At 71.4% G+C, this 22,055-nt stretch carries 15 protein-coding genes and 1 pseudogene; 13 read left to right on the top strand and 3 right to left on the bottom strand.

Translation table 11 applies throughout. The features are described 5' to 3' along the window. Nucleotides 1-90 precede the first annotated feature (90 nt). From radC to B1759_RS07025, 11 genes and pseudogenes are all read left to right on the top strand, one after another. Entirely contained in the window at nucleotides 91-855 is a 765-nt protein-coding gene (radC, locus tag B1759_RS07075; protein ID WP_095514315.1) for a DNA repair protein RadC, read from the top strand. Next, nucleotides 856-1,134: pseudogene (locus B1759_RS20445) on the top strand (four helix bundle protein); the annotation flags it as partial. 160 nt (nucleotides 1,135-1,294) lie between these two features. Then, the gene (locus tag B1759_RS07065; RefSeq protein WP_095514314.1) at nucleotides 1,295-2,476 is read left to right on the top strand and encodes an acyltransferase family protein; all 1,182 of its coding nucleotides are present in this window, start codon (nucleotides 1,295-1,297) and stop codon (nucleotides 2,474-2,476) included. Between the two features lie 92 nt (nucleotides 2,477-2,568). Next, nucleotides 2,569-4,290 carry a GMC family oxidoreductase gene (locus tag B1759_RS20180; protein WP_095515079.1) on the top strand — a complete coding sequence of 574 codons (1,722 nt, stop codon included), beginning with the start codon at nucleotides 2,569-2,571 and terminating at the stop codon, nucleotides 4,288-4,290. Nucleotides 4,291-4,356: 66 nt separating this feature from the next. Beyond that, entirely contained in the window at nucleotides 4,357-4,980 is a 624-nt protein-coding gene (locus B1759_RS07055) for a gluconate 2-dehydrogenase subunit 3 family protein (protein WP_158225159.1), read from the top strand. A 215-nt stretch (nucleotides 4,981-5,195) separates the two neighbouring features. After that, complete coding sequence (locus B1759_RS07050) at nucleotides 5,196-5,903, top strand: TetR/AcrR family transcriptional regulator (protein ID WP_095514312.1); 708 nt, start codon at nucleotides 5,196-5,198, stop codon at nucleotides 5,901-5,903. Then, entirely contained in the window at nucleotides 5,900-7,579 is a 1,680-nt protein-coding gene (locus B1759_RS07045) for a TolC family protein (protein WP_095514311.1), read from the top strand. Before B1759_RS07050 ends, B1759_RS07045 begins: the two co-directional genes overlap by 4 nt. Before the next feature lie 80 nt (nucleotides 7,580-7,659). Further along, nucleotides 7,660-9,006, top strand: coding sequence for an efflux RND transporter periplasmic adaptor subunit (locus B1759_RS07040; RefSeq protein WP_095514310.1), 1,347 nt, complete (start codon nucleotides 7,660-7,662; stop codon nucleotides 9,004-9,006). 82 nt (nucleotides 9,007-9,088) lie between these two features. After that, nucleotides 9,089-13,018: an efflux RND transporter permease subunit gene (locus tag B1759_RS07035; RefSeq protein ID WP_095514309.1), complete on the top strand. Its 3,930-nt coding sequence runs from the start codon at nucleotides 9,089-9,091 to the stop codon at nucleotides 13,016-13,018. Between the two features lie 57 nt (nucleotides 13,019-13,075). Then, entirely contained in the window at nucleotides 13,076-13,453 is a 378-nt protein-coding gene (locus B1759_RS07030) for an STAS/SEC14 domain-containing protein (protein WP_095514308.1), read from the top strand. A 47-nt stretch (nucleotides 13,454-13,500) separates the two neighbouring features. Further along, a complete protein-coding gene (locus B1759_RS07025; RefSeq protein ID WP_143537293.1) occupies nucleotides 13,501-14,523 on the top strand; it encodes an adenylate/guanylate cyclase domain-containing protein in 1,023 nt (340 codons plus the stop codon). A 48-nt stretch (nucleotides 14,524-14,571) separates the two neighbouring features. Here the strand turns inward: B1759_RS07025 and B1759_RS07020 are convergent, their stop codons facing one another. From B1759_RS07020 to B1759_RS07010, 3 genes are all read right to left on the bottom strand, one after another. Then, nucleotides 14,572-16,314, bottom strand: a complete 1,743-nt coding sequence (locus B1759_RS07020; RefSeq protein ID WP_158225158.1) for a PQQ-binding-like beta-propeller repeat protein — start codon at nucleotides 16,312-16,314, stop codon at nucleotides 14,572-14,574. A 133-nt stretch (nucleotides 16,315-16,447) separates the two neighbouring features. Then, on the bottom strand, nucleotides 16,448-17,164 hold the full coding sequence (locus B1759_RS07015) for an ABC transporter ATP-binding protein (RefSeq protein WP_095514305.1): 717 nt from the start codon (nucleotides 17,162-17,164) through the stop codon (nucleotides 16,448-16,450). Between the two features lie 3 nt (nucleotides 17,165-17,167). Continuing rightward, nucleotides 17,168-18,598, bottom strand: coding sequence for a DUF5687 family protein (locus tag B1759_RS07010; protein WP_095514304.1), 1,431 nt, complete (start codon nucleotides 18,596-18,598; stop codon nucleotides 17,168-17,170). A 322-nt stretch (nucleotides 18,599-18,920) separates the two neighbouring features. Here B1759_RS07010 and B1759_RS07005 point away from each other — a divergent pair, with 322 nt between their 5' ends. After that, complete coding sequence (locus B1759_RS07005; RefSeq protein WP_095514303.1) at nucleotides 18,921-19,496, top strand: ECF-type sigma factor; 576 nt, start codon at nucleotides 18,921-18,923, stop codon at nucleotides 19,494-19,496. Nucleotides 19,497-19,550: 54 nt separating this feature from the next. Beyond that, nucleotides 19,551-21,866, top strand: a complete 2,316-nt coding sequence (locus B1759_RS07000) for a serine/threonine-protein kinase (protein ID WP_095514302.1) — start codon at nucleotides 19,551-19,553, stop codon at nucleotides 21,864-21,866. Nucleotides 21,867-22,055 lie beyond the last annotated feature (189 nt).

Genomic DNA, 22,055 nt, shown 5'->3' with positions numbered 1-22,055 from the left:
TCGCGCCAGCCGGGTTCGCCCGCCTCGGGGAGTGGGTGGGGTTAGATCGGCGAGGGGTACGGGTCTATGGGGAGACACGCCCGCCCGCATATGCCGTCCGAGTTCCGCCCCGGCATCGCCCTCCACGAGCCCGACGTGACCGAGGTCCAGGTCGACTACGTCCCCATCCGCGAGCGGCCCGAGGCGGACCGACCGCGGGAAAAGCTGCTCGCCCGCGGCCCGGCGGCGCTCAGCGACGCGGAGCTGGTCGGGCTGGTGTTCGGCAGCGGGACGCGCGTTGGCGGGCGGAGCGTGTCAGCGGTGGAACTGGGCCAGGCGCTTCTGAAGGCCTACGGCTCGCTCGCGAAGCTGGCCCGGCGCGACGCGAACCAGGTCGTGAAGGCGACGAAGGGCGTCGGCCCGGCAAAGGCGGCGCAACTAGCGGCGGTGTTCGAGATCGGGCGACGGGTGGAGGCGGCACCGCCGGAGGAGCGCGTGCAGGTTCGCAGCCCGGCCGACGTGGCGGCGGCGTACGGGCCGCGCCTGCGGGACCTGCCACGCGAGGTGTTCGTGGTGCTCCACCTCAACACGGCCAACGTGGTCACGGCCGAGTACACGCTCACGACGGGCGGGCTGGCCGCGTCCATCGTCGAGCCGCGCCAGGTGTTCGAGCGGGCCATTCTGGAGCACGCCGCCTCGGTGGTGTGCCTTCACAACCACCCGTCGGGCAACCCGGAGCCCAGCCGCGAGGACGTAGCCATCACGAAGCAACTCTGCGAGGCAGGGAAGGTCCTCGGCATCCCGGTCCACGACCACCTCATCATCGCCGGGCGGGGCTACACGTCGCTCGCCGAGCGAGGGCTGATGGGGGGGTAAGTGCGAGGGGTACGGAGAGCCGCCGCTCCACGGCGAGAGAGCACGGAGAGGATCAGCATCCAGAACGTCGCCGACCTGTACGTCTACAAGAAGGCGTTCGCGAGTGCGATGGAGTTGTTCGAACACTCGAAGCGGTGGCCCAGAGCCGAGCGGTGTGCGCTGACAGGTCAGGTGCGGCGCTCGTCACGGGCTGTCGGTGCGAACCTGTCGGAGGCGTGGGCCAGGCGGCGGTACCCAAGGCATTGCGCCAGCAAGCTCTCGGACGTGCATGCAGAGTTCGAAGAATGGAGAGGTGGCCGAGCGGCTGGCTATCCGCTACCGGCACGTCAATGCCGGGATCCTCAAGAGGATCGCGGCCCGCCATCGCTGGTCGACAGGAAACGAGTCGCCCGCGCTCTCCGCGCTCTCCGCGCTACGTTGCGGCATCCACCCTGCCGCCATGCCCCCCGACTCCCCCCGCCTCGGTGCCGAGGCCGACCGGCCTGCCCGCCTCGTCTCGCTCGACGTCTTCCGAGGGCTGACGATCATGGGGATGATTCTCGTCAACAACCCCGGCACGTGGGGCGCCATCTTCGCGCCGTTGAAGCACGCCGCCTGGCACGGGTGGACGCCGACCGACCTCGTCTTTCCGTTTTTCCTCTTCATCGTCGGCGTGGCGATCCCGCTGGCGTTCACGAAGCGCCTGGCGCGCGGGGCGGACCGGGGCGACCTCGTCCGCAAGACCGTCAAGCGGGCCGCGGTGCTGTTCGCCATCGGGCTGGGGCTGGCGTTCTACTCGCGCGGCTGGCGGTTCCTGGCGGGCGAGGGGATCGACCTGAGCGACTTCCGCATCCTGGGCGTGCTCCAGCGGATCGCCCTGTGCTACCTCGCCGCGTCGCTCCTCTTCCTGACCACGTCCGCGCGGACGCAGGTGGTCGTCGGCGCCGGCATCCTGCTCGGGTACTGGGCCGCGCTCGAACTCGTGCCCGTGCCTGGCATCGGAGCGGGACACCTCGACGTGGCCGCGGAAACCCTTCCAGCATACGTCGACCGGCTGCTGCTCGGGCAGCACCTCTGGGCCGGCGCCGACAAGCTGTGGGACCCGGAGGGCGTTCTGAGCACGCTCCCGGCCATCGTGACGACGCTCCTCGGCATCGTCGCCGGGCAGTGGGTGCTGGCAGACCGGGAGGCGTCGGCAGAGACGGCCGCGAAGCTGATGGCGGTCGGGCTCGCTCTCTTCGCCGCCGGGTCGGCCTGGGGCTGGGTGTTCCCCGTCAACAAGGCACTCTGGACCAGCTCGTACGTCCTGCTGACGGGCGGCCTCGCGTTCAGCGTCCTCGGCGCCTGCTACTGGGCCGCCGACGTGCGCGGCTGGCGCGGGTGGACGACGCCGTTCGTGGCCTACGGCGTCAACGCCCTGCTCGTGTTCGTGGGGAGCAGCCTGCTCGCGCAGACGCTCGCGCGCATCCAGGTCGCCGGGCCGGACGGCCCGCGCTCGCTCCAGTCGTGGATCTACGAGACGGTGTTCGCCCCTGTCGGTCCGCCCGAGGTGTCGTCGCTGCTGTACGCGCTCGTGTGGATCGGTGGGTGGTACCTCGTACTGCGGGCGCTCCATCAGCGCAACATCATCTGGAAGGTGTAGCGACCCGTCCACGTCGGCGCCGAGGTGGAGCGGCTCGGCAAGCCGCGGGCCTCGCGTTCACGCTACCTTCGCGTCGCACTCCTCCCGACCTCATGCAGATCATCGAGCCCTCCGAGACCTACGACGTGTGCATCGTGGGGTCGGGCGCGGGCGGCAGCATGGCCGCTAAGGTGCTGGCCGAGGGCGGCGCCAAGGTGGTCCTTCTGGAAGCCGGCCAGCCGTGGTCCATCGACGACGCGGACATGCTGCGGTGGAACTACGAGTCGCCGAGGCGGGGCGCCTCGACCACCAAGCGGCCGTTCGGCGAGTTCGACGCGTGCGACGGCGGCTGGGAGATCGAGGGCGAGCCCTACAGCGCCGCCGAGGGCACCGACTGGCGGTGGTGGCGCGCGCGCATGATCGGTGGGCGCACGAACCACTGGGGCCGCATCTCCCTCCGCTTCGGGCCCGACGACTTCCGCGGCAAGACGCTCGACGGCTACGGCGACGACTGGCCCATCGGCTACGACGACATCGCGCCGTATTACGACAAGGTGGACCGGCTCGTGGGCATCTTCGGCAACCGCGACGGCTTCCCCAACGAGCCCGACGGCCAGTTCCTGCCGCCTCCCGAGCCGCGCTGCTACGAGAAGCGCGTCATGCGCGGCGCCGAGTCCATCGGCATCCCCGTGCTGTCGTCGCGGCTCTCGATCCTGACCCGGCCGCTCGGCGACCGCCCGGCGTGCCACTACTGCGGCCAGTGCAACCGCGGCTGCTCGGTGGGCGCCAACTTCTCGGCCGGGCGCGTCCTGCTGGACCCCGCGCTGGCGACCGGCAACCTGACCGTGATCACGGGCGCGATGGCGCGCGAGGTGCTCACCGACGCCGAGGGCCGCGCGACCGGCGTCTCGTACGTCGACACGGGAACCCTGGAGGCCTACGAGGTCAAGGCCGACATCGTGGTGCTGGCCGCCTCGGCGTGCGAGTCGGCACGGCTGCTGCTGAACTCGACGAGCGCGCGGCACCCCAACGGGCTCGCCAACTCGAGCGACGTGGTGGGGCGCTACCTCATGGACACCGTCGGCGCGGGCGCGTCGGCGTTCGTCCCGGCGCTGGCCAACCAGCCCGCCCACAACTGCGACGGCGTCGGCGGGATGCACATCTACATCCCGTGGTGGCTGCATGACCAGCACGCCAGCCTCGACTTCCCGCGCGGCTACCACCTCGAAACGTGGGGCGGGCGCGGGATGCCGGGCTTCGGCTACGGCTGGGGCATCGAGAACGCCAACGCCGACTTTCCTGGAGAGCGCTCCCGAGGCGGAGGGGGCTACGGCGCCCAACTCAAGGACGACTACCGCCGCGTCTACGCCGCGCGCGTCGGCTTCGCGGGACGCGGCGAGATGATCGCCCGCGCCGACAATCGCTGCTGGATCGACGAGGGCTCGGTGGACAAGTACGGCATCCCGACCCTCACCTTCGACGTGACGTGGGGCGACGAGGAGATCCGGCAGGCCCGTCACATGCAGATGGCAGCGCGCGAGATTCTGGAGTCCATCGGCGGCGAGATCGACGAGATGCCGACCGAGGAGACGCAGTACGGCATCTCGAAACCGGGCGAGATCATCCACGAGGCCGGCTGCGTCCGCATGGGCGACGACCCGGCGACCTCGGCGCTCAACGGCTTCTGCCAAGCCCACGACGCCGACAACGTGTTCGTGGTCGACGCGGCCACCTTCGTCTCGCAGCCCCACAAGAACACGACCTGGTCCATCCTCGCGCTCTCGTGGCGCGCGGCGGACTACATCCTCGACCAGCGCCGCCAGCGCAACGTGTGACCGCCGCCCGGCCCGCCTCGGTGCCGAGGCGGGATGTCTCGTCCTTCCGATCCTGCCCGCGTTCTCATGCCTCCGATCTCCCGCCGCGACGCCCTCCGCAAGCTCGCCGTCGTCGCGGCGGCTCCTGCGCTGCTATCCGCCTGTCGGGGCGAGGACGTAGCCGGGTCGGCCATGCGGCACGCGGCGAGCGGGGGAGCCATGCAGCCCGCCGTCGGCGCGGCGCCGACGTTCTTCACGCCCCACGAGTTCGAGACCGTCCGCACGCTGGCCGGGATCGTGATCCCCGCCGACGAGCGGGGGCCGAGCGCGGCTGAGACCGGCACGCCCGAACTGATCGACTGGGTGATGACGGACGAACTCCTCGGTGACCCCACCAACCGACAGACGCTGATCCGCGGAGGCCTGGCCTGGCTCGACGCCGAGGCGCGCGATCTCGGCGCGGCGTCCTTCGTAGAGGCCTCCGACGACCAGCAGCGGCAGTTGCTCGACCGGATCGCGTACCCGGAGTCCGCCACCCCGGCGGACGAGGCGGGCGTGTCGTTCTTCAGCCTCTTCCGTAACTACGTCGCCACGGGCTACTTCTCCAGCCCGCAGGGCATCGAGGACCTGGGCTACCTCGGCAACGTCGCGCGGACCGAGTGGACGGGCTGCCCGGACGACGCCAACGCCTTCGCCGCACGGACGGTCTGACGCAGACGCCGAGGCGGTCGGCCTCGGAGAAGGTTGGGAGGGCGTGGAGACGCTGCGCCGCGCGTCCATCGGACGCACACATGAAGGGCCTCTGTCAGTCAGAGGCCCTTCTTTTTGTCTTAACCCCGTCCGCGAAACCAGGGACTTGAGCGGCCGTACTGACGCCCTGGTTCCAAAAGTGACTGATCGGTCACCTCCTGCACTCGTCGTTCATCTTGGAGATCTCGTCCCCTCTCTCTGCCGTCCCCAGCCGTCGCGAGCGCGAGCGGCTGGCACGCCGCCTGGCGATGTTGGACGCAGCGCTCGCCGTGTTCGGGGAGAAGGGCTTCGAGGGGGCCACGCTCGATGAGATCGCCGACCGCGCCGAGTTCGGCAAGGGGACGCTCTACAACTACTTCCCCGGCGGCAAGGAGGAACTCTACCACGCCCTCTTCGAGGAGCGCGTCGTCGAGGGCCTCCACCGTGTGGTCGAGGCGACGCTTCCTGCCGACCGTCCGCTCGGCACGCGCGAGGACGCCCGCGAGGCCTTCCGCGACTTCATCCACGGTCTCCTCGCGCACTTCGAGAGCAACCGCTCGGTGCTGCGTCTCTTCATGACCGAGGGGCCGCGCGCCTTCCACGACCCGGACCGGATGGCGGAGGTGCTCCAGCTGTTCGCCACGTTCACGGCTGCCGTCGCCGGTGCCGTCGAGCGCGCCGTGGACAGCGGGGCGCTCCGGGCGCTGCCCGCGCTGCCCGTCGCCCACCTCCTCATCGGCAACGTGCGGGGGCTCCTGATGGCCCACGCCGCCCACGACTGCGCGCCGGCCGGGCTCCCCACCCTGCCGCCGCTCGACTCGGCCACGACCGCCGAGTTCATCACGACCGTCCTCTTCGACGGGCTTCTGACGCCCGCCGTCGACGCCCCGTCCCCCGACGCATGACGCTGCGACTCCTTTCCCTCCTCGCCCTCGCGCTCGCCTCGGTGGCCGCCTCGGCCCAGTCCGACACCGCGGGCGACTCCGCGATCGTGGCGGGCGTCTATCTGCCTCCGGCCCAGCCGGGGGGCGAGACGCTCCGCCTGACGCTGGACGACGCGATCCAGATCGCCCTGGAGCGGGCCTACGCGATCCGCCTGGCGCGGCTCGACACCGAGACGGCGCGCTCGCAGGTCCGCGGGGCCTACGGCCAACTCCTGCCGCGCGTCGACGCGACGAGCCAGTTCGCGCGCAACGTGGTCCAGGCGAACCCGTTCGCTGGTTCGTCGGCGGGCAACATCTTCAGCGGCCTCGGCGCCATCGGCTGGCTGGCCTACAACGAGCAGGCGCGCACCGACGACGACCCGGCGACGCAGCCGATCTCGTTGGCCGAGTACAACCGGCGCGTCAGCGAGGGGCAGTCGGCGGCGGGCTTCGTGGCGAGCGACGGGTCCAGCAACCCGTTCGGCACCGACAACCAGTTCACGAACACGATCTCTCTGACGCAGCCGATCTACTCGGGCACGGCGCTCGCGGCAGTGCGAGGCGCGCGCTCCCTGGTCGAGATCAACGAGGCGGCGGTGGCCCAGCGCGAGGACGAGACGATCGACCAGACGCGGCAGGCGTTTTACCAGGCGCTCCTCGCCGAGCAGCAGGCGGCCGTGCAGCGGGCGTCGCTGGAGCGCTCGCGCGAGACGTTCGGCGAGTCGTCGCAGCTGGTGGCGCAGGGCGTCCGGCCAGTGCTGGAGCGCCTCAACGCCGAGGTGGACCTCGCCAACGCCGGGACGGCCGTCGTGACGGCCGAGGCCGCCGCCGAGAGCGCCCGCGACCAGCTTCTGCTGACGCTCGGCCTGCCGGTCGACTCCCCGGTCGTGCTCGTCGGCGAGCTGGCGCCGCCGGAGGGCGCGCTGTTCCAGACGGTCGGGCTGGCCGCCGCCTCGGCGCGCGCGCTCGACCTCCGGCCGGACGTGCAGCAGGCGGCCTTGGCCGTCCGCCTCAACGAGGTCCAGCGCGACATCACCAAGGCGGGCCTGTACCCGAGCCTGAGCGCGTTCGTCAACGCGGGCTACAACGGCAACGTGCCGGACGACCGCAGCTTCCTCACCAACCCCGACCCGGCCGACCCGTTCACCTTCGAGTCGGGTTCGACGGGCTTCTTCTCGGACGCGTACTGGCAGCCCAGCCTGACGGTCGGGCTGCGGATGAACTGGCTGCTGTTCGACGGCTTCCAGACGCGTCGCCAGATCCAGCAGAACCAGATCGCGGTGGACCAGGCGTCGATCCAACTGGAGCAGGCCCGCAACGCAGCGGCGCTGGAGGTGGCTGCGGCCGTCCGCCAGCTGGAGAGCGCGCGCCAGCGGCTCTCGGCCCAGTCGCGGACTGTCGAGACGGCCGAGACGGCGTTCGCGTTCGCCTCGGCCCGCCTCGCGGAGGGCGTCGCCAGCCAACTCGACGTGCGCGTGTCGAGCCAGAACCTCGACCTCGCTCGCCTCAACTACCTGCAGGCGGTCTACGACGCGCTGGTCGCGCGGAGCGCCTACGAGCGCGCCACGGGCACCATCGCCCCGACCGCCATTGACACCGTGCCGCCCTCCGAGGCGCCGACGGTGATCTCGCCCGTCCCCACCATCGGCTCCGACTGACGGTCCACCCCGACCGGGCACGGCACGCCGTGCCCCTCCGACGCTCCTTCCGAGACCCCGTCTCTGTCCTGCGACTCCCCATGCGACACTTCGCCCCCCTCTCCCTGCTCGCCCTCGGGCTGACGCTCGCCGCGTGCCAGCCCGGCGCCGACGAGGCCGCCGAGGCCGAGGCCCCCGCCGACCGCTCCATCCCCGTGGAGGTGGTCGTCGCCGACCCCGGCTACTTCGAGGACACCATCGAGCTGACCGGCACCGTCGACGCCGACAACGACGCGCTGCTCTCGCCGGACGTGCCGGGCACGCTGACGTACGTGGCGCCGGTCGGCACCTTCGTGCGTGCCGGGCAGACGGTCGCCCAGGTGCGCGCGACCGGACAGCGGGCGGGCGTCAGCCAGGCCCAGGCGGGCGTGGCGCAGGGCCGCGCGGGCGTCGCCCAGGCTGAGGCGTCCGTCGCCGGTGCCGAGGCGGGCCTGCAGGCCGCCCGTGCCCAGCGCGCCGCGGCGCAGGCCCAGCTCGACCTCGCCCAGGACCAGTATCGCCGCCAGGCGCCCCTCTTCCGCGACTCGATCCTGTCGGCGCTGGAGTTCCGGAGCGTCGAGACGCAGCTGGCGCAGGCCCGCGCGCAGGTCGCCCAGGCCGACGCAGGGATCGCGCAGGCGCAGGGTCAGCTCCGCGCGGCCCGGGAGGGCGTCAACGCGGCGCAGGCGCAGACCGCCGCCGCCTCGGCGGGTGTGGCGAGCGCTCAGAGCCAGCTCGCCAACACGCGCATCGTGGCGCCCTTCTCGGGGGTCGTCGAGGCGCGGCTCCAGCAGCCGGGCGAGCTGGCCTCGCCCGGTCAGCCGGTCGTCCGGCTCGTGGGCGCGGGCAACGTCAAGGTGACGGCTGGCGTGCCGGAGCGCTACGCCGGCGAGATCGAGCAGGGCACGCAGGTCCAGGTCTCGCCCAACGCTTACGCCGTCGAGGCACGCGGCGGGCGCGTCTCGTTCGTCGGCCTCGCCATCGACGAGGGCTCGCGGACGTTCCCGATCGAGGTCGCCGTCGAGAACGCCGACCGGTCGCTGAAGCCGTCGATGGTGGTCCGCATGGACGTGACGCGCTCCATCCTGGAGAACGTGATCGTGGTGCCGACCGAGGCCATCGTGCGCGACGAGCGCGGCACGAGCGTGTTCATCGTCACGCAGGACTCGTCCGGCGCCGTCGCCACCCGGCGCGTCGTCGAGCTGGGTCCGAATGCGGGCGAGACTGTCGTGATCCGATCCGGCGTCGCCGCGGGCGACCGGATCATCGTCTCGGGCGCCGGCTCGCTCACCGAGGGTGAGCGCGTCCGCGTGACCGAAACCCGCGAGGTGGCCGCCGCGCGGTCCCGCACCGGGTCGTCCGGCGAGTCCGCGGCCCGGCCCACCGCGGCGGCCGTCCGGGAGGAGTAGTGCGTGTGGTGTGTTGCGTGGTCTGCCCGAGAGCACGTAGCCGCTTCACCGAGACACGCAATACGAAACACGCAACACTGCAATGAAAATCACCGACTTCGCGATCTCCAACCGGACGGCCATCGTCGTGCTGACGATCGCGCTCAGCATCGGCGGGCTCGTCTCGTACGTGTCGCTGCCGAAGGAGAGCCAGCCGCAGATCGAGTTCGCGACCATCGTGGTCACGACCATCTACCCCGGCGCCAGCCCGGACGACGTCGAGTCGATCATCACGCAGGAGATCGAGCGCGAGGTGGCCACCATCACCGGGCTGGACGAGGTCCGGAGCACGTCCACCGAGGGCGTCTCGACGGTCATCGCGGAGTTCTTCCCCGACAAGGACATCGACGAGGCCTCCCGTGAGGTGCGCGAGTCTGTCGACCTGGCCAAGACCGAGTTCCCGAGCGACGTCGAGGAGCCCATCGTCTCCGACATCGACTTCGCCGACTTCCCCGTCGTCACGGTGAACCTCCTCACCGACGGCTCGCTGACCTCGCTCCGCGCGACGGCGGAGGAGCTGCAGGACGAGATCGAGTCGGTGCCGGGCGTCTCGGACGTGGACCTGCTGGGAGGCCTGGAGCGCGAGGTCCAGATCAACGTGGACCTGGCCGCGCTGCAGGGCTACAACCTGTCCATCAACGACCTGGTGAGTGCGATCCAGACGGAGAACACCAACATCCCGGGTGGCTCGGTGGACGTCGGGCCGGAGAACTACCTCGTCCGCGTCAACGGCGAGTTCGACGACCCGAACGAGATCCTGGACTTCGTGGTCAAGAGCCCTGGCGGGACGCCGGTCTACGTCCGCGACGTGGCCGACGTGACGTTCGGCTACAAGGACCGCTCCAGCTACGCCCGCCTCGACGTGCTCCAGCGCGAGGACGAGGACGGCCAGTGGCAGCCGGTCGAGAACGCCGAGAACCTGCAGGTCATCCGGCTCAACGTCAAGAAGTCGGTCGGCGAGAACATCATCGAGGTGGTCGATGGCGTCGAGGAGACCATCGAGGCCTTCACCTTCCCGACCGGGACGAGCTACGTGCTCACGGGCGACCAGTCGGAGCAGGTCGACATCCTGGTCAAGGACCTGGAGAACAACATCATCGCAGGCATCCTCTTCGTGATCGCGGTGCTGCTGTTCTTCCTGGGCGTCCGCAACGCGGCGCTGGTGGGGCTCGCGATCCCGCTCTCGATGTTCCTGAGCTTCCTCGTGTTCTCGGTCATGGGCCAGACCTTGAACTTCATCATCCTGTTCTCGCTCATCATCGCGCTCGGGATGCTGGTCGACAACGCGGTGGTGATCATCGAGAACATCTACCGTTTCCGGGAGGAGGGCTATGGACGGTGGGAAGCCGCGCGCAAGGGCACCGCCGAGGTGGGCTTGGCCGTCGCGGCCTCCACGGCGACCACTGTCGCGGCCTTCGCCCCGATGCTGCTCTGGCCGGGCATCATCGGCAAGTTCATGAGCTACATGCCGCTGACGCTCATCGTGACGCTCACGTCGAGCCTGTTCGTGGCGCTCATCATCAACCCGGTCGTGGCGGGCTACTTCATCAAGACCGACGAGGAGCTGCGAGCCGCGAAGGCCGAGACGAAGCGTCGGGACCCGCGGATGCGCAAGGTCGCGCTCGGGCTGACGGCCTTCACGGCGCTGGTGGTGGGCATCGCGAACTGGAAGACTCTCATCTTCCTCGCCATCGCCATCCCGGCTCTCGTGCTGCTCTACCGGAAGGCGCTGGAGCCCGCCCACCAGCGGTTCGCGAACAAGACCGTCCCCCGTATGACGAACGCCTACCGGAGCTTCCTCGGGTGGATGCTCCAGCGGGACTACTCGATGCGGCGCGGTCTGCTCCGCAACACGTTCGCGCTGGGCGCCTTCTCGGGCGGCTTCGTGCTGCTGATCGCAGGCGCGGCGCTGAACGCGGCGGCCGCCCCGGCGGGCTTCTTGCTGATGGCGCCCGGCGGCGTCCTGCTGATCATCGGCGTGCTGGGCATCATCGTCCACAGCCTGGAGACGGCGTTCCTGGGGGGCGCGGCGAGTGTCAAGGCCGGGCTCTGGTTCGGCGGCATCGTGGCGGTGCTGCTGGTGCCGCTGATCCTGTCGGGCCGGATCGACCTGTCGAGCATCAAGGGCATCGAGGTCATCATCGGCATGTTCCTGCTGCCGATCCTGATCGCGGGGTTCGGCTTCCTGGGGACGATCTTCGGCGGGCGCAACCAGCGGCAGACGAGCTTCGGCTCGCCGTACCTGCTGCTGACCGACAACCGCGCGCGCCTGCTGACGGCCACGCTGGGCACGCTGGTGGGCGTGATCGCGCTCTTCTTCGTGGCCCCGACGGGCGTCGAGTTCTTCCCGACGACCGACCCGAACCAGATTCTGATCACGGCCGAGGCGCCCGTCGGGACGACCATCGAGCGCTCGGACGAGGTCTCGGAGGAGGTCTTCGGCCGCGTCGAGGAGCTGATGGCGAGCGAGCCTGCCACGGCGGCCAACACGACCAACATCTCCACCTCCGTCGGCGTCGGCGGTGACGCCCAGTTCGGGGGCGGGTCCGCCTCGGCGGAGCGGTCGAGCGTGACGCTGAACATGGTCGACTACGACCAGCGCGCCGAGCCATCGTCGGAGACCATCCAGCGGATCCGCGAGAGCTTGACCGGCCTCCCGGGCGTCGAGCTGACGATCACGCAGGACCAGGGAGGGCCGCCGACGGGCGCCGCGGTCAACATCGAGGTCTCGGGCGACGAGTTCACCGAGATCCAGGCCATCGCCGGACGCCTCAAGGACCAACTCGAGGACGCCGTCGAGGCGGGCCGCATCGAGGGGCTCGTCGACATCCGCGACAACCTGAACAGCGGCCGGCCGGAGTACCGCATCGAAATCGACCGCGAGCGGGCGGCGGCGTTCGGGCTCTCCACCCAGTCGATCGCGCTGGCCGTCCGCGGCGCCGTCAACGGCGTCGAGGCGAGCAAGTACCGCGACGGCAAGGACGAGTACGACGTGACGGTCCGCCTCCAGGAGGAAGACCGCGAGTCGCTGCGCGAGATCGAGAGCCTCACGATCCTGAATGAGGGCATCCAGGTGCCGCTGGTCGCCGTCGCCCGAATCGTTCCGTCGTCCGGGCTCGGCTCGGTGACGCGGCTCGACCAGGAACGCGTGGTCACGGTCCTCGGCGACGCCGCGCCGGGCGCGAATGCGACCGCCGTGCTGGGCCAGGTGCAGGCCGAGCTGGCCCCGACGCTGGCGGAGATCCCGGCCGGCTACTCGGTCTCCTACACCGGCGCCGACGAGGAGCAGCAAGAGAGCTTCAGCTTCCTGACGACGGCGCTCCTGATGGGGCTCGCGCTCATCACCATCATCCTGATCGCGCAGTTCAACTCGGTCGTCAACCCGCTCATTATCATGGTCGCGGTCGGCCTGAGCCTGATCGGCGTGATGCTGGGCCTGATCCTGACGCGGACGCCGTTCGGCCTGATGACCTTCATCGGAGTGATCTCGCTGGCGGGCATCGTGGTCAACAACGCCATCGTGCTGGTGGACTACGTCGAGCAACTCCGCGCACGGGGCGAGGACAAGCAGGAGGCCATCGTGGACGGCGGCGCGACGCGTCTCCGGCCGGTGCTCCTGACCGCGTTCACGACCGTCATCGGGCTGATCCCGCTCACGTTCGGCATCAACATCGACTTCGTCGGCATGATCGTCGACCTGGACCCGTCGTTCTCGATCGGGTCGGAGAACACCCAGTTCTGGGGGCCGATGGGCACGGCCATCATCTCGGGCCTGACGTTCGCGACCTTCCTGACGCTCGTCATCGTGCCGGTCATGTACTCGGCCTTCGACAGCGTCGCGATGCGAATCGCTGCGGCCCGCGGCGTGTCGCCCGAGGCGGACGGTGCCGTGAGCGGCCCGCCGGCGAGCACGCCCGCCTCAGGCGACGGCACCGACGGCCCACTCGTCCCCTCGCCCGTCCCGGCGACGTAGTCTATAGGCGCAGCGCGTGGGCCATCCCTACGTTCCACGCGCTCCGCACCCCCCGCTATGTTTCGCCTCCTCCCTGATCTTCCTCCGCACGTCGTCGCGTTCACCATCGACGGCACGACGACGCGGCCGGACGTGGAGGCGCTCTACCGCGAGGTCGAGCGGGCCATGGAGAGCGGGCACGTCCACCTGTACGGGGAGATCACGGGCGTCGGCGGGTTCACGCTCGACGCGCTCGGCGAGAACCTGGGGCGCGGCGTCAAGATGCTGACCGCCATCGGCAAGGTCGACCGCTACGCCGTCGTCTCAGACACGCCGTGGATCGCGGCGACGGCGCGAATGCAGGGAGCGTTCCTGCCCGGCCTGGAGGTGCGCGCGTACCCGACCGACGACCGGGCCGACGCCCTCGACTGGGTGTCCGAGCCGCTGGAGTCGTGAGGGGAGGGCGGGCCCGGCAGACGCTTCGGCTGGCGCCCGCGCTGATCGTGTCTTGGGCGTTGGCCACGTTCGTCGCGGCACGCCTCGTCGGCATCTCGGGGCCAGACGGTACCGAGACGCTGTCCGTCGCGCTCGTGCGGTCCGTCGTGGTGGGGGTGACGGTCGGCCTCGCCGGGGCGTGGTTGGAGACGGGGCCCCTCGCGCGGGTGGGGCGCCTCTTCCCCCTCTGGGCCGCGCTGGTGATCCGGACGCTGGCCTATGCGGTGGCCGTGTTGCTGGGCGTTCTGGTGATCATCCTTCTGGTGTCGTGGGGACGGTTCGGAGTGTCGCCCGGCGCGCTCGTGCAGACTCCTCAGTTTCACGACTTCATGGTGTCGAGCGACTTCCTCGCGATGGTGGGCTTGCTGGTGGCCGCCTCGTTCGGCATCAACCTGTCGCTCCAGTTGCGGCGCGTGCTCGGACCGGAGACGCTCTTCGCGCTGCTCGTCGGGCGCTATCGCCGCCCTGTCCACGAGGAGCGCGCGTTCGCCTTCCTCGACCTGACCGACTCGACGGCCTGGGCCGAGCGCCTCGGGCCGCTCGCGTTCACCGACTTCAAGAACGACTTCTTCGCCGACGTGGCCGAGCCGGTGCTGGCGACCGGTGGCCGCATCGTGCAATACGTGGGCGACGAGGTGATGGTGTCGTGGCCGATGAAGCGGGCGGAGCAGGATGCGGCGCCGCTGCGGTTTTTCTTTCTCGTCGAGGAGCGAGTCGCGGCGCGTGCGGCGCGCTACCAGAAGCGGTATGGCGCCGTCCCCTCGTTCAAGTGTGGCGTCCACGGGGGCGAGGTCGTGACGGCCGAGGTGGGCGACCTCAAGCGCGACATCGTCCACTCGGGCGATGTGGTCAACACGGCCGCGCGCATCGAGGGAGAGTGTCGGCCTCGCGGCCACCGCCTGCTCGTCTCGGACGAGATGCTGGCCCGGATGCCAGCCCCCCCCGAGATGGCGCACCTCGCCCTCGGCGACGCCGCGCTTCGGGGCAAGAGCCAGTCGGTCGGGCTGGTGTCGGTGACGTGGGTGGGCTAGCCCGCCTCGGCCCGCCCGCAGGCCCACCGAGGTGGGCACTGGCCGGTGTTACCGGACGACGGTGAGCCGCTCCGAGACCGTCGCCCGGCCCGCGGTCGCGCGGACGACGTAGAGGCCCGGCGGCAGGGCGCTCGTATCGAGCGCGAGCAGGTGCGTGCCTGCCGACAGCGGTCCGCTGTGGAGGCGGTCCACCTCGCGGCCGAGCACGTCCACCACGGACACCGCGACCGACCGCGGGCCGTCGAGCGTGAGCGTGAGCGTCGCGAGGCCCGAGGCCGGGTTGGGAGCCGCGCGGAGCACCAGTCCCCGGGGCTCTACGCCGGGCTCGCTGGCGACATCGGCCCGGTAGGCGCCGGTCGCCGCGTCGTACGGCGCGAGGAACAGGCCGCCGCCCGTCTGGATGTCCTCGCCCGGTCCGGGGTCCAGGTCGAGCGTGGCCGGGAATCCGCCGACGACCGAGACGAAGGGGCCGGACACGGCCACCGCGCTTCCGATCCCTTCGGGGGAGGCCGGGAGCGCGTTCGCCCAGCGGTAGGCCCCTGACGCGGCGTCGTAGGCCGCGAGGAAGACATCCCAGTTGCTCGGGGTGCCGCCGGACCAGGTGTGCTCGGCGGTGCCCGGGCCGGGGTCGAAGTCCACCGTCAGCGAGTACGCTCCCGTGACGTAGACCCGGTCCCCGTCGGCCGCGAGCCCCTGCGGGAAGGTGTACGAGAGGCCGCCCTCCGTCATGGCATCCACCCAGACGAGGCCTCCGTCGGCCGCGGTGTAGGCGGCGAGGTAGAGCCACTCTCCCATTCCCGCCGTCCGGGCCTCCACGGCCGGGCCGGGGTCGAAGTCCACCGTACCGCCTGAGAGGACCCCCGCGACGAACAGGCGACCGTCGTGGAGAAGCACAGCGCGGCTCGTTTCCGAGCCGCTGCTCCCGAGCGCGAAGGCCCAGTCGTAGGCACCCGTCTCCGCGTCGTAGGCCGCGACGAACGCATCCGCCGTGCCCCCCTGGAACGCCAGGAGGACCTCGCCGGGACCGGGGTCGACGTCCGTCTCGGTCCGGAGTTGCCCGACGATGAACACCCGACCCGCGTCCACGTCCACCCGCACCTCCCGGTCGCTGCCCACCTCGAAGGCGTTGCTCCACTCGTACGCGCCCGTCGCGGTGTCATAGGCGGCGAGGAAGGCCGACCCGAGCATCGTCCCGTCGGTGTGGCTGGCCGTGCCGGAGCCCGGGTCGAGGTCGATGGTGTCCTCGAACGCGCCGCCGAGGTAGACCCGTTGCTCGTCGACGGCCACGCTGGACGCGAAGTCGAGCCCGGTGCTGCCGAAGGCGTCCGCCCACACGAAGGCCCCGGTGGCCGCGTCGTAGGCCGCGAGAAAGGCGTCGTACCCGCCCAGGCTCGTGCGCAGGGCGGTGCCCGCGCCGGGGTCGAAGTCGGCCGTCCCCCCAAAGTTGCCGCTCACGTAGACGCGCGCCCCGTCCGCGGCCAGGCGGGGGCCGAAGTCGTTGAAGGCCCCGTCGCTGCTGCCGAACCCGATCACCCACTGGAGCGCCCCGGCCGAACCGTAGCGCGCCACGAAGTAGTCGGCTCCCCCGCTGCTCGTCAGGGTGTCGTCGGCGTCGGGGCCATCTGTCGGGTCGAAGTCGGTCGTGCCGGAGAACGAGCCCGCGACGTAGACGGCACCGTCGGCACCGTACACGACGTCGTGGTACAGTCGATAGACACCGGGCACGGTGAGGACGAACTGGGCCTGGGCCGTCCCGCTGAGGAGAAGGACGAGAACGAGGGATCGGAGCATGAGAGACCATGGGGAGGGAGCTCTCCCTACCGAACGGATTTCGCCCTCGGGCCGGCTCATGCCGTCCCGCCGCTTCCGTCTGTCCCGGTCGGTCCGCCTCGGTCGGCCTGGAGGCGCACTGAGGCGGAGGGCGTCAGGCGGCCACGCCGCCGCCCGCGAAGAAGGCCCGCAACTCGGCCAGCGTGTCCGGCGTCGACGGCGTGTCGCTGACGAGCCGCCCGTCGGCCAGCACCAGCACGCGCGTGCACACGCCGACGACGTGGTCGAGGTCGTGGCTCGACACCAGCACGGTCGCGCCGTCGACCTCCTCACGGAGGAGGCGCTCCAGCCTGATCCGCGCGCCGGGGTCGAGGTTGGCGAACGGCTCGTCGAGGACCACCAGCCCGGCGCCGGGCAACAGCGCGCTCACGATGCCCACCTTGCCCGCGTTGCCCAGCGACAGGTCGCGGACGAGTCGGCCGCCGTCGAGTGCGTTCCCCAGGAACGGCCGGTAGCGCTCGATGCGGGCGTCCACCTCGGCGCCGCTCAGGCCGTAGGCCGTGCCCACCAGCCGGAGGTACTCGTGCGGACGCAGGAAGTCGACCAGGAAGCCCGCGTCCAGGAACGCGCCGACGCGAGGCTTCCAGCCGAGGTCGGGGCCGCCGACGCGGATGCCATCCAGCGCAACGTGACCGGTCGTCGGCGCGATCAGGTCGAGGGCGAGGCGCAGGAAGGTCGTCTTGCCCGCCCCGTTGTTGCCGACCAGCCCGACCCGCTCGCCGGGGTGGAGGACGAGGTCGTCCAGGCGGAGCGCCTCGGCGGCGCCGTAGCGCTTCGTGAGGGAGGAGGTGGTGAGGGAGACGCCGGGCATGGACTAGAGGGCTGAGCGAAAGCGAGCGGAGACAGCGTGGCGGGTCCGGTCGAGGCGGACGGCGACGGCGCGGAGCCAGAGCGGCGCCGTCGCGATGCCGACGAGGCCGAGGCCCGCCGCGATGGCGCCGCCCCACCGCGGACCTCCGAGCCCGAGAGCGGCCCCGGCGACGACCGCCGTGGCGGCGACCAGCGCCTGCGCTCCGAACGACTGGGTGTAGGTGAACAGCAACCGGTCCGCCACGTCGATCGGCTTGGGGCCGAGCGTCGAGCCGACCAGCGATGCGGGAGCGAGGACGCCCAGGCTGAATACCACCGACACGCCCACCAGCCACGCCGAGGCGGGCGCCAGCACCAGCACGATGACCAGCTGGATGGCCCCCAGCATCAGCGTGCCTGCGGCCAGCCCGGCCACCTTGGCCCGAATGAAGGCGTCCATGCCGCCAGGGAGCGTCAGCAGGCGGTCGTAGAAGCCGCTCGCGAACGGAACGGCGTACTGACCGAACGACCCGGCCACGGTGCCGGTCGAGAACAGCAGCACGAAGTCCACCGTCCGTCCGTCCACGAACAGCAGAGCGCCGACGGTCATCGCGACGCTCACCACGGCCGCGTTGGAGAGGACGCCGCGCGGGAACGTCATTCGGGTCGCGAGGCGCCGGTCCAGTTCCATGAACGCGCGCACGCCGCCCTGCGCGAAGCCGAGCCGGGCACCGCGGGACCGCGTCCGGCGGGTGCCCTCGCTGTCGAGGTACAGCGCGGCGACCAGGGCTCGGTATGCGATCAGGAGCGTCGCCCCGGCCAGCGCGCCCAGGCCCGTGAGTGCACCGAGGCCGCCGTCCTGGACGTGCGCCAGGAGCCCGCCGGTCACCCAGTCGCCCGCGGCCAGCGCCGCGACGACGCCGACCACCAGCCCGACCGTCTGCACGGGCGCCGCGCCGAGGCGCGTCTTCCAGACCACCAGCAGCGCGTGCGACACGACCACCACGGCGAGCACCGCCAGCGCGAAGGCCCAGGCGCCCCCGACTCCGGCCTCTGCGCGGACCGCGCGGACGGCGAAGGGCACCGCGAACGCCAGCGGGACGAGGTTGAACGGCGACGGCGCCGAGCGCACCAGCACGCCCCACGCGATGCGCCGCCGGGACACGGGCAGCGTCAGGAAGGCGGTCGCCCCGCGTGTCGGCACGTCCTGGAAGACCTGCCGACCGACGGCTACGGCGGCCAGCGCCGGTAGCATCGCTCGCTGGACCACCGCCACGGCGTCCAGCGTCGGTGCGACGACGCCGAGAAGATCCGGCAGCACCACGCCGAGGATGGTCGCGCAGACGAAGGCGTACGCCACCCCGATGCCCTTGACCGTCGCGAGGGCGATCCGCCCTCCGAGGTAGGGGGCGCGGCGGAAGGCCAGAACCTGGAGGCGAAACAGGGAGAGGATCACAGGCCAGGTATCGCCCTCCTCCCGTACCGCCTTTATGGGGGCATGCCCGTTGCCACGCCGACCACCGGGGGAGCCGCCTCGGCCCGCCCGAGCTGGGCACCTGCCCGTCCCACCACAGGCGGGCAGGTCCCAGCGCGGTCTCTCGGGAGAGAGAACGGAGGGCTGGCGGCCGAAGCCGCAGATCCTCACGTGCCGTCCCACTCACCCATACGAGATTTCCCGCTGCGACGTGTCACGCCGTCTCTAGAAAGTTACCAGAGCCCCCCGGAGCCCCGTCCGCCGCGCGTCCGTAACGTACCCGCTCGTTCGCCCTCGTCTCTCTGTGCCCGACGACGTCACCCAGCTCCTGGCGCTCGCCCGCGACGGCGACCAGCGTGCGCTCGGCCAGGTGCTGCCGCTCGTCTACGACGAACTCCGGCGTCTCGCCCGGAGCCAGCGCTACCGGAACGGCGCCTCGGCGACGCTCAACACGACGGCCGTCGTCCACGAGGCCTACGAGAAGCTGGCCCACCACGACGGCACCTACGCCGATCGCATCCACTTCTTCCGCGTCGCCGCGCGGGCCATCCGGCAGGTCCTCATCGATGCCGCGCGGGCGCGCAAGGCGGACAAGCGCGGCGGCGGCACCCCCGACGTGTCGCTGGACGACGTCGCGCTCGCCAGCCCGGCCCGCGCCGACGAGGCGCTCGCCCTCGACGAGGCGCTCGACCGACTCGCACTCCTCGACGAGCGGCAGGCCCAGATCGTGGACCTCCGCTACTTCGTCGGGCTGACGGTCCCCGAGACGGCCGAGGTGCTGGACCTCTCGCCCGCCACCGTCAAGCGCGACTGGTCCGCCGCTCGCGCGTGGCTCGTGCGCGAGATGCAACGCGCCGAAGATGAGGGCGCATCGGCGTAGGGGTGAGCCCGATCGGGCGCCGATCTCGCTTCTCCGGCCGACCCCCCTCTCGCCGTGCCGCTGGACACCCTCCTCCACCGCCGCGCCGCGGACCTCTTCGCGGACGCACTCGATCTCGCCGCCCCTGAGCGGGAGGCGCTCCTGAACGACTCGGGGATCGACCCGGAGGTGGTCGCAGAGGTCCGCTCGCTGCTGGCCGTCCACGACGGTGCCGAGGCGGGCGTGCTCGCACCGCTGGAACGACCCCACCTGGCGTCGCCCGAGGACTTGGTCGGGCGGACCGTCGGGCCGTGGCGCCTCGACGGCGTGCTGGGGGTGGGTGGGATGGGGGTCGTCTACGCGGCGGCGCGCGTCGCGGGCGGGTTCGAGCAGGCCGCGGCGCTGAAGCGGGTGCGCCCGGGCGTCGGTCCGGACTTCCACGCGCGCTTCCTGCGCGAGCGGACGGTGCTGGCGGGCCTCGATCACCCTGGCGTCGCCCGCCTTCTCGACGGGGGGCTCGACGCCGAGGGCATCCCGTACCTCGCCATGGAGCGCGCCGATGGGGAGCCGATCACGACCTATGCCGGGGCGCGCGGCCTCGGCCTCGACGCCCGCATCCGTCTCTTCCTCCAGGCATGCGACGCGGTCGCCCACGCCCATCACCACCTCGTCGTCCACCGCGACCTGAAACCCGCGCACGTGCTCGTCACGGAGGACGAGCGCGGAGAGGCCCGCGTCAAGCTGCTCGACTTCGGCATCGCCAAGCTGCTCGAAGACGACGCCGACGAAGGGATCACACGGACCGGTGGGGGGCCGCTCACGCCCCAGTACGCCGCGCCCGAGCAGGTCCTCGGCCAGCCCGTCACGACGGCCACCGACGTGTACGCGCTCGGCGTGGTGCTCTACGAACTGCTCACCGGTCAGCGCCCGTACGACGTGGCCGGGATGCCGCCGAGTGCGTCGGCACGCGTGGTCGCCGAGACGGTCCCGACGAGGCCGAGCGCCTCTGGCGTCACCGTCGTGGACCCGCGACGCCTCCGCGGCGATCTCGACACGGTGGTGATGAAGGCGCTCGCCAAAGAGCCCGGCCGCCGCTACCTCACCGCCGACGCCCTCGCCGACGACCTCCGGCGGGCGCTCGACGGCCTCCCCGTGCAGGCCCGTCCGGATTCTGCAGGCTACCGCGCCCGCCTGTTCGTCCGCCGCCACCGGCCGGCCGTCGTCGCTGCCGCGCTGGTGCTGGTCGCCCTCGTCGGCGGGCTGGGCGTGGCGCTGTGGCAGGCCGCCGAGGCGCGGGCGGAGACGGCCAAGGCCCAGGCGGTCCAGGAGTTCCTCCTCGGGATGCTCGGTGCCGTCGACCCCGACGCCGATGGGCGTGACGTGCGCGTGGCAGACCTCCTCGACCGTGCGGCGGCCACTCTCGACAGCACCCTGCGCGACCAGCCGGGCGTCCGGGCCGACGCGCACGCCCGGCTCGGACAGACCTACCACGGCCTCGGCCTGTTCGTGGAGGCCGAGGGTCAGTACCGCCAGGCCCTCCTCCTGCGCGAGCGCCTCGACGGCCCCACATCTGTCGCGACCGCGACAGCGCAGCGAGACTTGGCCGTCGCCCTCCGCGAACGGGCCGAGTACGACCTCGCAGACTCGCTCCTGTCGCGCTCCCTGGCCACCCTCCGGGACCGCCGCGGCGACCGGAGCGAGGCGGTGGCTACCACGCTCGCCGAGATCGGGACGCTCCGCTACCTGACGGGCGACGGGGCCGGGTCGATCGCGGCCCACCGGCAGGTGCTCGCCATCGAGGAGTCGCTGTTTGAGCCGAACGCGCTCCAGATCGTGCTCACCCTCGGCAACCTCGCCGTCGCACTGTTCGACTCGGACCTCGACGAGTCGACGGCGCTCCTGGAGCGGCAAGCGGGGCTCTACCGCCGCTACCACGCAGCGGACGAGAGCGGGCTGGCGAATACGCTCGCCAACCTCGGCGCAGCCTACGCCGAGGCCGACCGGTACGCGGAGGCGGCCGAGGTCCAGACGGAGGCGGTGGCGCTTTTCCGTTCCTCGCTCGGGGATGAGCACCCCAGCACGGGCTTCGGGCTCAACAACCTCGGCGCCTCGCTCACGGCGCTCGGGCGCCCCGCGGAGGCCCTCCCGCTCCTTGAGGAGTCCATCGCGATCTACCGCACGGCGCTCGGCGCCGACCACCCGAACATCGGCTTCCCGCTCAACAACGTCGCCAAGGCGCTCCGCGACCTCGGGCGACGGGCCGAGGCCGAGCGCGCCCTGGACGACGCGGAGCGCCTGTTCCGTGCCGGCTTCGGTCCTGACCACCCGGTGCTGGACCGGGTGACCGAAACGCGAGCCTCGCTCGACGAGCCGGCGCGGGGTTCGGACTAGCCTATGCCTTGTCCGCCATCTTCGCTTTGTTGACCGTGACCGAGTCGAGACCGAACAGAGCAGCGATCAGATCGAGGAGCGTGTCCATGAGATCAGGAGAGGAACAGGGCGGGGGAGGGGGCGACGCGGAAGCGGAGCCGGATGGTTGAAGAGTATATCACAGGGAGCTTCAGGCTCAATTCTACCGTC

Origin of the sequence: Rubrivirga sp. SAORIC476 (genome assembly GCF_002283555.1) — a bacterium.
In the GTDB taxonomy this organism is placed as follows: Bacteria; Bacteroidota; Rhodothermia; order Rhodothermales; family Rubricoccaceae; genus Rubrivirga.
The sequence above is the reverse complement of the archived record's forward strand: the minus strand, read 5'-3'. Positions and strand labels throughout refer to the sequence as shown.